This window comes from Asanoa iriomotensis, assembly GCF_016862515.1.
Lineage (GTDB): Bacteria > Actinomycetota > Actinomycetes > Mycobacteriales > Micromonosporaceae > Asanoa > Asanoa iriomotensis.
The window spans coordinates 1-10,531 of sequence record NZ_BONC01000126.1; the positions used below are offsets into that span (position 1 = coordinate 1).

General features: G+C 73.0%; 9 protein-coding genes. 3 read left to right on the forward strand and 6 right to left on the reverse strand.

Translation table 11 applies throughout. From position 1 onward, the window contains the following. Nucleotides 1-53: 53 nt before the first annotated feature. From Air01nite_RS39490 to Air01nite_RS39515, 6 genes are read right to left on the reverse strand one after another with little or no spacing between them, the layout of a single operon-like run. The gene (locus tag Air01nite_RS39490) at nt 54-935 is read right to left on the reverse strand and encodes an SRPBCC family protein (RefSeq protein ID WP_203708542.1); all 882 of its coding nucleotides are present in this window, start codon (nt 933-935) and stop codon (nt 54-56) included. Then, entirely contained in the window at nt 922-1,485 is a 564-nt protein-coding gene (locus Air01nite_RS39495; protein WP_203708543.1) for a winged helix-turn-helix domain-containing protein, read from the reverse strand. Before Air01nite_RS39495 ends, Air01nite_RS39490 begins: the two co-directional genes overlap by 14 nt. Nucleotides 1,486-1,533: 48 nt before the next feature. Next, complete coding sequence (locus Air01nite_RS39500) at nt 1,534-2,373, reverse strand: ABC transporter permease (protein ID WP_203708544.1); 840 nt, start codon at nt 2,371-2,373, stop codon at nt 1,534-1,536. Beyond that, on the reverse strand, nt 2,370-3,338 hold the full coding sequence (locus tag Air01nite_RS39505) for an ABC transporter ATP-binding protein (RefSeq protein WP_203708545.1): 969 nt from the start codon (nt 3,336-3,338) through the stop codon (nt 2,370-2,372). The genes Air01nite_RS39500 and Air01nite_RS39505 overlap by 4 nt, the downstream gene beginning before the upstream one ends. Further along, nucleotides 3,335-4,411, reverse strand: a complete 1,077-nt coding sequence (locus tag Air01nite_RS39510) for a hypothetical protein (protein ID WP_203708546.1) — start codon at nt 4,409-4,411, stop codon at nt 3,335-3,337. The genes Air01nite_RS39505 and Air01nite_RS39510 overlap by 4 nt, the downstream gene beginning before the upstream one ends. Further along, on the reverse strand, nt 4,395-4,901 hold the full coding sequence (locus Air01nite_RS39515; protein ID WP_239091277.1) for a sigma-70 family RNA polymerase sigma factor: 507 nt from the start codon (nt 4,899-4,901) through the stop codon (nt 4,395-4,397). Before Air01nite_RS39515 ends, Air01nite_RS39510 begins: the two co-directional genes overlap by 17 nt. A 141-nt stretch (nt 4,902-5,042) precedes the next feature. Between Air01nite_RS39515 and Air01nite_RS39520 the strand changes: the two genes are divergently transcribed. From Air01nite_RS39520 to Air01nite_RS39530, 3 genes are read left to right on the forward strand one after another with little or no spacing between them, the layout of a single operon-like run. After that, entirely contained in the window at nt 5,043-5,924 is an 882-nt protein-coding gene (locus tag Air01nite_RS39520; RefSeq protein ID WP_203708548.1) for an arginase family protein, read from the forward strand. A 54-nt stretch (nt 5,925-5,978) separates the two neighbouring features. Next, on the forward strand, nt 5,979-9,377 hold the full coding sequence (locus Air01nite_RS39525; protein WP_203708549.1) for a fatty acyl-AMP ligase: 3,399 nt from the start codon (nt 5,979-5,981) through the stop codon (nt 9,375-9,377). Next, entirely contained in the window at nt 9,377-10,510 is a 1,134-nt protein-coding gene (locus Air01nite_RS39530; protein WP_203708550.1) for a DUF3419 family protein, read from the forward strand. Before Air01nite_RS39525 ends, Air01nite_RS39530 begins: the two co-directional genes overlap by 1 nt. The last annotated feature ends 21 nt before the right edge of the window (nt 10,511-10,531 follow it).

Below are 10,531 nucleotides of genomic sequence, written 5' to 3' on the forward strand. Positions count from 1 at the left end.
ACCAGACGACGCCTGGACTCCGTCTCGGCTCACGTTGACCGGCAGGACAGGACCTAATCCGCGAACATCCCCTCGGGCAGGCCGGCGACCTCGATCTGGCGCCAGATCGACGGCCAGGTCGGCTGCTCGTGGTAGCGGCGCAGTGCGGCGAGGCCGGTCAGCAGGCCGGCCCAGCCCGGGTACGGCGGGTTGGCGGGGTCGAAACCGCTCTGCGTCGTGGTGAGCCGGGTCTTGCCGTCGGAGCCTTCCAGCTCCCAGCTGCTGGTCATGCCGTCGGCGAACCGCACCGTCGCCGTGCGGCCCGGCTCGAACTCGATGAACCTCGCCCCGCCCGGGTCCAGGTCGAAGCCGCCCATCGCGAAGCGGCCGCCCACCTCGGGCTCGATGTCCACGTTGGCGCCGGACCACCGGCGGTAGTGCTCCGCCTGGGTCAGCGAGTCGAAGACCTGCTCCGGTGCCGCGTCGATGACCACCGACGCGCGCAGGTCGCTCGACGTGAAGTCGCACTTCGGGGTCAGCTCGCGGCCGGCCAGGTAGTCGGCCAGGTTGGCGATCGCCAACGTCCAGAACGTCTGCAGCTCGCCACGGGGACCGGCCTTGTCGGACAGCACCTCCGCGAAGCTGGGCAGGTCGGTCTGGCTCAGCGTGACCAGCGTGCCTGCCGCGTCCTCGGCGACCTCGAACTGCGACGTGGTCTCCACGCCGTCGAGGGTCCAGGCGAACCGGATGGTGCGCTCGTCCACGTGCAGGACGCGCTGGCGCGGCTCGGCGCCGTCGGGCGTGAAGCGGCCCCAGAACCGGTAGGTGCCGGGCAGGTCGACGTCGGCGTGCTCGGCCAGCCAGACGCGCAGCGCGGCCGGGTCGGTCAGCGCCTCGTACGTGACCGTCAACGGCGCCGGAACGACCGCCCGCAGGCGCAGGTCAGGCTCCTTCATCGGGATCTCCCTTCGGATAGCAGGCGACGGCCAGGCGGAACGCGTCGCCCTCGGCACCGCCGTACCGGGTGAACAGGTCCTGCAGCGTCTGCTGCAACTCGCCGAGGAACTCCTGGCGCCGCTCCGGGCGCACCCGGATCTCGCCGGACATGCCGATCGACGGCAGGTCGGGCCGGTCGAGGTCGAGCGCGGCGACGTCCGCCTGCACGCTCTCCATCAGGTCGACCAGGTAGCCCAGGCTGAGCCGGTCGCGGGTCTGGCGCAGCCCGATCCGGCCCACCAGGCCCGGTGACAGCCAGTAGGACCGGCCGGCCGCCTGGTAGATCCCCTCGTGGATCCCGCGCACCCGGCGCTCGGCCACCTGCCGGACCAGGTCGGCCTCCAGCAGGCGCTTGACGTGGTAGTAGACCCGCTGCGGGGTCTGGTCGAGCTCGACCGCCACCTCGGTGCACGACCGAGGGTCGGCGAGCTGCCGCAGCACTTCGATGCGCTGCGGCTTGAGCAGGACCTCGGCCTGCTCGATCCGATCGAGGTACACGACGTCTCTCATGACGAAAACTAGCCTTTACGTAAAGGAAGTTTTTGTCAATGGGAGCTTTCAGAGGTCGCGGCGCTGGAACGAGAGGGCCGCGAGGCCCAGCACCAGCGCGACCCAGACCGCCGCCCAGCCGACGTAGGCGACGGTCAGCGGCGCCTCGCCCATGAACGGATGGCCCTGCATGCCGGGGCCGAGCGCGAGCAGCACGCCCGGGTCCTGGAACGCGTTCATCGCGCCGCGCCAGAGGCCGTCGGTGGGCAGCAGCATCCGGGAGACCGCGCCGATGCGGGCCACGCTCTCGTTGTCGAGCGCCTGGCCGATGCCGCCGACCACGCCGGCGATCCAGGTCGCGCCGAACAGGCCGACCGCGACGATGCCCGACGCCATCGGCGAGATGACCGTGCTGAGCAGCAGGCCCAGGGTGAGCAGCGCGGTGGTCTGCGCCGCGAGCAACGCCAACCCGGTGACGGGATCCGGCGGCCAGTAGCCCATCGTGAACCAGACGATGAGGAACTGGGCGAAGCCGGCCACGGCCACGAAGCCGCTGCCGAACACCACCAGGCCCAGCCATTTGCCGACGAGCACCGACGAGCGGCGGATCGGCCGGGCCAGCATCGCCAGCGCCGCGCCGGACTCGATCTCGCCGGCCATCGTCGGGCCGGCGAGGAACGCGGTGCCGAGCGCGGCGATCAGGCTCAGCCCGAACATCACCAGGTTGAGCACGGTGGACGCGGCGATCCGCGCCTCGCCGCTGGTGAGCCCGCCGAACTCCGCGTCGAGCTGGTGGAAGCCCCAGGTGCTCAGGCCCAGCAGCAGGACCGTCATCACCGCGAGCGCGCGCAGCACCCGGCGGCGGGCGGCCTCCCGCAGGGTCAGGGCGGCGACGGTCAGGACGATCATCGGTGCTCCTCGGTGTGCCCGGTGCGGAGGATGTCGAGCAGCCGTTCCTCGAGGCTGATCCGGCCCGGTTCGACGGCGTGCACGCGTACGCCCAGACCGACCAGCTCGGCGACCAGGTCGGGCACGTCGGCGGTGTCGTCCAGCGCCAACGTGAATGCGTCACCGTCGCGGGTGAGCTTGCCGGCGCCGGCCAGCAGCGCCTCGGCGTCCACGCCCACCTCGTCGAGCCGCAGCCGCAGCTCGCGCTGCCCGAGCAGCTCGGCGAGGGTGCCGGCGGCGGCGATGCGGCCCTTGTCGAGGATGACGACTCGGTCGCAGACCCGCTCCACCTCGCCGATGAGGTGGGAGTTGAGCAGCACCGCGACCCCGCGCTCGCGCAGGGAGAGCAGCAGGTCGCGCACGTCGGCCCGGCCGAGCGGGTCCAGCGCGCTGGTGGGCTCGTCGAGCACCACGAACTCGGGGCGGGCCACCAGGGCCACCGCCAGGCCGAGCCGCTGCTGCATGCCCTTGGAGAAGCCGCCGACCCGGTCGTCGGCGCGGTCCGCGAGGCCGACCAGGCCCAGGCATTCGCTCTGTTCGGCAACGGGCCGGGAGACCCCGGCGAGCCGCACGTGCAGCGCGAGCACCTCGGCGGCGGTGAGCCACGGCTGATAGCGGAACAGCTCGGGCAGATAGCCGACCTTGGCCCGGGACCGCGGGTCGCGCGCCGGCCGGCCGAGCAGGAGCACCTCCCCCGCGTCGGGCCGCACCAGGCCGAGCAGCATCTTGATCACCGTGGTCTTGCCGGCGCCGTTGGGGCCGAGCAGCCCGACCACCTCGCCGCGGCCGACCGTGAACGAGACGTCGTCGACCGCGGTGCGGCGCCGGTACCGCTTGCGCAACCCCGAGCACCACACCGCCGCGGTGGGTGGCAGCGCGCCGAGCACCTGCGCCGCGGTGTCGCCCGGCTGTGCGGTGGCGCTCACCGGGGGCCCAGCCCGCGGGCCACGGCCAGCACCTCGTCGCCGCGCAGCGGGCCGGCCACCGCGGTGGCCACGTTGCCCTCGAGCCAGACCACGGCGGCCAGCGTCTCGTCCTTCGACGTCAGCAGCGTGGCCGGCACGCCGCCGACGTCGGTGGCCGTGCTGGTCATGTGCTCGACCGACATGAACAGCGGCAGCGTCGTGCCGTCGCTGGAGAAGCTCCGCAGCTGGGCCGCGACGTTCGCCGGCAGGATGGGCAGCGACAGCAGATAGTCGCGGGCGGTCGCGAAGGGCACACCGGTCGAGTACGCGCTGGGCGCGACCGCGCGGGCCACCACCAGGGCCGGGAACGGGCGCTCGGCGGCCCACATCACCGCGAAGCCGGGGCCGGCGGTGAACCGGAACTGGCTGCCGTCGAGGCCGGGCGGTGGAGGCGGGAGCGTCCGGCCGCGGGCGCGCGCGGTCTCCTCGGCCTTGGCGGCGCGGTAGGTGAACACGGCGCTCGCCCGGGCGCCGGCGTGGTAGGTGGGCTCGCCGGTGACGCCGCGGGGCAACGCGCCGACCTTGGGGACCGTCAGCCCGCTGGCCTTCGCGGCGGCGGTGGCGTCGGCGACCGGCCGGATGTCGACGGCCTCGGTGACCACGACGTCGCCGAACTGGTCGAGCTCGGGCAGCTGGACGAGGTCGGCCTCAGGCGCGGTGACGGGCGCGATGCGCTCGGTGCGGAAGACCTGCAGCCAGTCGCCGGCGGCCGCGGCGCCGGCACCGACGAGGACGGCGGCGACGCCGACCGCGGCGACCGCGGGGCTGCGCAGCAGGGTGCGCCAGCGGCGTGGGGCGCGCGTCGTGGCTCTGGGGTGGTGCTCGGCCGCGCGGGACAGCCGCTCCCAGGCGGCGTCGACGTCGGTGGCGGCGTCGACCCGCAGCGAGTCGGCGGCCGCGTCGGCGTCCCGCGTCGCCTCGGCCAGGGCGACCCGGCACTTCTCACAGCCCGCGACGTGTGCGCGGTCGGCCTCGGCGACCCCGGCCGGCTCGTCCAGGAGCCGGCGCAGCGTGCCGTCAGTCGGATGACGCATGACGGTTCAACTCCTCACGAAGGGCTGACTCGGCGCGCCGGACGGTGGTGCCCACGCTGCCGGTGGAGAGGTCGAGGGCGGCGGCGACCTCGGCGTAGCTCAGGCCGCTGTGCCGCAGGACCAGGGCGATCGCCTGCCTGCGGGGCAGTCGCGCCAGCGCCGCGCGTACCCGCCGACGCTCGTCGAGAGTGACCACCGCGTCGGCGACATCCGGCGCGACGGTGGCGGCGTGGCCGGCGGCCACTTCGCGGGTCGCCCGCCGCCGGCCGGAGCGCAGGTGGTTGAGCGCGGTGTGCGCGGCCGCCACGGAGAGCCAACCCGGCGCCTCCGCGGCCGGCACGGTCGACCGGCAGAAGGTCAGGAACACCTCCTGTGCCACGTCCTCGGCCTCCGAACGGGAGCCGAGCACGCGGGCGGCGACGGCGACGACCCGCGGGTACGCGGACCGGAACACCTGTTCGAGGTCGGCCCGGACGGCCCCGCTCGTCACCACCGCGCCGCCTCTCCGCCCGACCAACACCGCGCCGGCTGCGCTTCGCCCTTCGACGTCCACACTGACAGAGCACCGCCGCCGCGGCGGATGTGACACCGGCCCGGCTTTTTGTCGGTGGGCCGTGTGAGCATCACGGTCATGGATACGCGGTGGGGTTTGCTGGGTGTGCCGTCCAGTGCGGGTGCGCACACACCGGGGCTGGAGAAGGGGCCGGCGGCGGTGCGTTCCGCCGGGCTGGTCGGCGCCCTGGGCGGGGTCGACGACCACGGCGACCTGCCGTCGGTCCGGTGGCGGCCCGACCTCGACAGGCCTTCGGCCAAGAACGCCGCCGCTGTCGCGCGGGTGGCTACGGAGGTCGCGGCCTCGACCGCCCGGATCCTCGACGCCGGTCTGCTACCGCTGGTCGTGGGCGGCGACTGCTCCATCACGGTGGGCGTGGTCGCCGGGTTCGCCGACCCGCCGGCCCTGCTCTACGTCGACGGCGGGCCCGACCTGTTCACGCCGTCGACGCGGCCGAACGGCAACCTCGACGCGATGGGTCTCGCGTGCATGCTGGGCGTGCCGGGCCATGTGGCCGAGCTGGGCGCCGTCGGGCGGTCGGTGCCGCTGCTGACGTCCGACAAGGTCGTCTCCTACGGCCACGCGCTGCCGCCGGGCGACGTGGAGCTGGCGATGCTCGACCAGCTCGGCATCACCCACCTGCACGCCGACGAGGTCCACGCCGACCCGTCCGCGGCCGCCCGGCGGGCCCGCGGTGCGATCGAGTCGGCGGCGCCGCGCTTCGTGCTGCACTGCGACGTCGATGTGCTGTCCTTTGTCGACACTCCGATCGCGGACGTCCCGGACTCGGGCGGTGACCCGATCGGCCTGACCCTCGACGAGCTGGCGACGAGCCTGTCCGTCTTCACGGCGAGCCCGTCGTTCGCGGGCCTGGTGCTGACGGAGATCAACCCGGACCACGCACCGGACCCGTCCGCCCTGACCCGCTTCGTGACCCGCTTCGCGGAGTCCCTGTCATGAGGGTGGGTGTAGCGTCCCATCCGCACCGGTTCCCTTCGTTCCCCGGAGTCACGGATGACCGCGAGCCTGCTCACGAGAATGGTCGAGCGCCTCGACGTCGCTCCGCGGGCGCCCCTCTACACCTTCCTCGACCGCCACGGGCACGAGGCGGACTCCGCCGATTGCGAAGAGGTGGTGCGGCGCGCGGCGGGTGCCGCCGACCTCCTCCAGGCGGCCGGGGTCGGGCCCGGCGATCGCGTCCTGCTGATCTTCCCGCCCGACGACGGTCTCGAGTTCGTCACGAGCTTCTTCGGCTGCATGCTGCTCGGCGCGATCGCGGTGCCGGTGGCGAGCCCCGACCCGCGGCATCTCGATCGGGAGCTGCCGAAGCTCCGGCACATCGTCGAGGACACCGGCGCCCGCGTCGCGCTCACGCACGCGAAATACCGCGCGCTGACGACGCTCGCGTCGGTGCGTGACGGGCTGCTGCGCGGCCGTGCGACCTCGCGCTGGCCCAAGCTTTCCTGGCTCCTGTCCAACCGCGTCAAGCGCGCCGAGCCGGCGGCGGCCGCGGCTCGGCTCGCCGCCGCGGCCGGCGGGTTCGGCGCCGACGACATCGTCTATCTCCAGTACACGTCCGGCTCGACGTCGGCGCCCAAGGGCGTCGTCGTGCGCCACCGGAACCTCCTGCACAACCTGTCGCTGATCGCGCGCGACACGCGCGTCGACAATGGATCGGTGCTCGTCGGCTGGGTGCCGCTGTTCCACGACATGGGGTTGGCCGGCGGGATCCTCAACGCGATGCACACGGGGGCACGCTGCATCGCCTTCTCGCCCTTGACCTTCCTCGCAGCGCCGCGCCTCTGGCTCGAGGCGATCGACCGCTACCGCGGCACGCACATCGCCGGGCCGAACTTCGGCTACGAATACGTGCTGCGCGGCCTGCGCGACGGCGACGACCTCGACCTGTCGTCGTTGCGGGCCGCGCTCCAGGGCGGCGAGCCGATGCTCGCGGCGACCATGGACCGCTTCGAGGCCGCGGTCAGCCCGATGCGGTTCGATCCGGCGTCGTTCTGCAACGTGTACGGCATGGCGGAGGCCGTGCTGTTCGTCTGCGGTCAGGTCGGCCGGCGGCCGACGCTGCTCCGCGGGGACCGGGCCGTGCTCGACCGGGACGGCGTCGTCGTCCCGCCCTCGCCGCGCGCGCCCGCGGTGACCCTCGTGGGCAGCGGCGTGCCCGACGCGGAGCTGGGCGTCTCGGTGGTCGCGGTCGACCCCGTGACACGGCAGCCTCGGCCGCCGCACGTCGTCGGCGAGCTGTGGGTGTCGAGCCCGAGCGTGTCGACCGGCTACTGGGGACGGACCGACGAGGAGAACGCGGCCGTCTTCGCCGCGCGCCTGGCGACCGACGACGGGCGGCGGTTCCTGCGCACCGGCGACCTGGGGGTGATCGGCGACGACGGCGAGGTGTTCGTCTGCGGGCGCCTCAAGGACCTCATCATCATCGGCGGGCGCAACATCCATCCGCAGGATCTCGAGGCGGTCGTGGTGGCGGCGGATCCGATCCTCCGGCCGGGCAACGCGGTCGCCTTCGGGGTGCGGGTCGACGGCGTGGAGCGGGTCGTGGTGGCGGCCGAGCTGCGCAAGAAGGTGCTGGCGAGCAGGGAGCCGGTCCCGGTCGAGCGGGCAGCGTCGGCGATCCGGGCCGCGGTGGCCGCGCATTGCGGCGTGCAGTGTCACGAGGTGCTGCTCGTGCGACCCGACAGCCTTCCGAAGACGACCAGCGGAAAGCTGCGGCGGGGCGAATGCAAGGAACAATGGGCGAGCGGGTCGCTGCACGCTTTCTCCGAGCGGCACGGGCCTACCCGCTCGCAGCCGGCGCCGCCGGGCGAGGGCGGGTACGTGCTCTGGCTGCTCCAGACCGAGATCGCGGCCGTGTTGCAACTCGCCGACCCGGACGACGTGCCGGTGGACCTGCCGCTGCGCGACCTGGGTCTCGACTCGCTCGGGTTGATGGACCTGGCCGCGCGCATCGAGGACCGGACGGGGGCGCGAGTGCCGCCGGCGAGCGTCGACGACGGCTCGACGCTGCGGGCGCTGGCCGCCCTCGTGGTGCGGCAGTTCGAGGTCGCGCCCGCCGAGCCGCCGGAGGCTGGGCAGCCGGCGGAGACCGGCGACATCCCGCTCAGCGCCGCGCAGGCGCACGCCCTGCAGCTCGGCCAATGGAGCTGGTGGAACCGCGCGGTCATGCTCGACGTGCATCGGCCGCTCACGCCGGAACGCCTCCGGCGCGCGACCGCCGCCCTGGTCGCCCGGCATGAGGCGCTGCGCCTGCGGTTCCGGCGGGACGAGGGCGGGTTCGCGCAGCGCTACGGCGACGTCGAGGGCAGCTTCGCGGTCTCGTCGGTCTCGGTGACCGAGCCGGCCGATCTCGTGCCGATCCTCGACGACCAGCATCGCCGTCTCAGCCTCGAGAACGGCCCCGTGCTGCGTCTCCTGCTGGTTTCGGCGGGCGCCGGGCAACGCCTGTTCGTCACCGTCAACCACCTCGTCATCGACGCCGTCACGCTGGGCATCCTGGTCGACGAGCTGGACCGTCTCTGCCAGCTCGACGAACGGGGCGAGCCACTGCTGCTGCCGCGGGCGTCGGCGCGCTTCGAGCAGTTCTCCCGCTGGGTCAACGAGTTCGCGCGCGGGGACGCGACCGCCGACCTGGATTTCTGGCGTACGCAGCTCGACGTGCCGCCGCCGGCCGCGTACGACTCGCGGGTGCATCCGGCCGTCACGATGAAGGACCTGGCCAGCGCCCGCAGCCACCTCGGGCCCGACGAGACGCGCGCGCTGCGGAACACGCTCACGGACGGGCGCCGGGCACCGATCGCGACGACCCTGCTCGCGGCGCTGGTGCGGACCGCACAGCGCCAATGGGGCTGCGGCCGGCTCGCGATCAAGCTGTCGAGCTCGGGCAGGCCGTCGGCGGTGCACGGCCTCGATCTCGCGCGGACGGTCGGCGACCTGCACTGCACCTTCCCGCTCGCCTTCGACGACAGCTCTGAGCAGAGCCCGGCGGAGACGTTGACCGCGGTCGCCGAGCGTCTCGCGCGTGTCCCGTCCGCGGGGATGTCGTTCGACGCGCTCAGCTACCTGAATGACGATCCGACGGTGCGGAAGGGCATCCTCGACGCGCCGAGGCCGACCCTGTGGTTCAACTTCCAGGGAGAGGTCTCGACGCGGAGCCGCAGTGGCCTGTTCTCGCTGCGGGAGGCGCCGCTCGGCGACATGTGGGATCCCGAGGCCGGCGTGAAACAACCACCGCTCTACGTCGAGTGTTCGGTCGTCGAGGGCACGACGCGCGTCGAGTGGTACTACTCGCCCCGCCACCTGGAATGGTCGGGACCGGAGATCGGTGAGTGGATGACCCGGTTCGAGGAGGAGATCGGCGACCTGACGCGAAGTGGTGGCGCGACACCCTGATGGCCGCGCTCGCTGATCGCGCATTCGCGGCGACCTTCAAACACGTCTTCACCTTCTCCCTCCTGTACGAGGACTCGGAGGTCGACAACCGCGTCCTGGGCCTCGACGCCCACTCGCGGGTGCTGGCGGTCAGCGGGGCCGGTTGCGGTGTGGCGGGTCTCCTGGCCGCCCACCCGGCGCGCATCGACGCCATCGACACCAACCCGCACCACCTGGCGTTGGCTGCTCTCAAAGTCGCCGCGACCCGGCGGCTGACGTCGTACGCCGAGTTCTACCAACTGCTCGGCCGGGGTCGGCACGGCGATCCGGAACGCACTCTCCGGCCGCTGATGACCGACCTGCCGGCGTGGGTGGGCCGCTACTGGAGCACGAACCACCACCGCTTTCGGCACAACCTGTACGCGGAGGGCTTGGCCGGCACCTTCCAGCGCTGGCTCCGGCGGACGGTAGGGGTCGACGCCGACTTCCTCCGGACGCTGCAACGGCTCCCGCCGGCCGATCGTCTCGCGCGCCTTTCCCCGATCTTCGCCTCGATCAAGCGGTCATGGCCTCTGCGAACGGTGGTCAACACGCCGCTGTTCCTCCTCGGCGCCGGGGTGAACTTCGAGCAACGGCAGCGAAACCTCCGCGCGAACCGGGCCGCGACCATGATGGACGTCGTCACCGCCCGTTTCGAACGGCTGGCACAAACGGACCTGGAGACCAACTGGTTCGTCTGGATGGCGCTGACCGGCGAGTTCAACCACGACCACCCCGGAGCGGTCCCGCCCTACCTGCGGGCGGAGAGCCACCGGCTCGCGCTCGCGGCGCCGACGGAGGTGGGCTTCCACCGCGAGTCGCTGCAACGGATACTCGCCGACGCGACGCCCGGGCAGTGGTCCCACTTCTCCCTGTGCGACGTGCTGGACTGGCTGCCGTCCGACGCGCAGCGGCACCTGCTCCAACGTCTCGCTCGGGTGGGCGGGCCCAGCGCGGTCGTTCTCACGCGCAGCGTCGAGGACCAGTGCGTCGTCGACCGGGTCGGCCTTTCACACCTCTACGAACGCGTCGAGCCGACCTCGAGCCAAGCGAGCGACCAGGAACGCACACGGCTCTACGGCCGCGTCAACGTCTACCGCGTCACCAGCACATGACGCCCGGCGCGCGAGCGGCCC

Bases quoted from the DNA above. Each gene is read 5' to 3' on its own strand.
- Air01nite_RS39495 (WP_203708543.1), bottom strand. From the start codon at position 1,485: ATGAGAGACGTCGTGTACCTCGATCGGATCGAGCAGGCCGAGGTCCTG.
- Air01nite_RS39520 (WP_203708548.1), top strand. From the start codon at position 5,043: ATGGATACGCGGTGGGGTTTGCTGGGTGTGCCGTCCAGTGCGGGTGCG.
- Air01nite_RS39500 (WP_203708544.1), bottom strand. From the start codon at position 2,373: ATGATCGTCCTGACCGTCGCCGCCCTGACCCTGCGGGAGGCCGCCCGC.
- Air01nite_RS39525 (WP_203708549.1), top strand. From the start codon at position 5,979: ATGACCGCGAGCCTGCTCACGAGAATGGTCGAGCGCCTCGACGTCGCT.
- Air01nite_RS39510 (WP_203708546.1), bottom strand. From the start codon at position 4,411: ATGCGTCATCCGACTGACGGCACGCTGCGCCGGCTCCTGGACGAGCCG.
- Air01nite_RS39530 (WP_203708550.1), top strand. From the start codon at position 9,377: ATGGCCGCGCTCGCTGATCGCGCATTCGCGGCGACCTTCAAACACGTC.
- Air01nite_RS39490 (WP_203708542.1), bottom strand. From the start codon at position 935: ATGAAGGAGCCTGACCTGCGCCTGCGGGCGGTCGTTCCGGCGCCGTTG.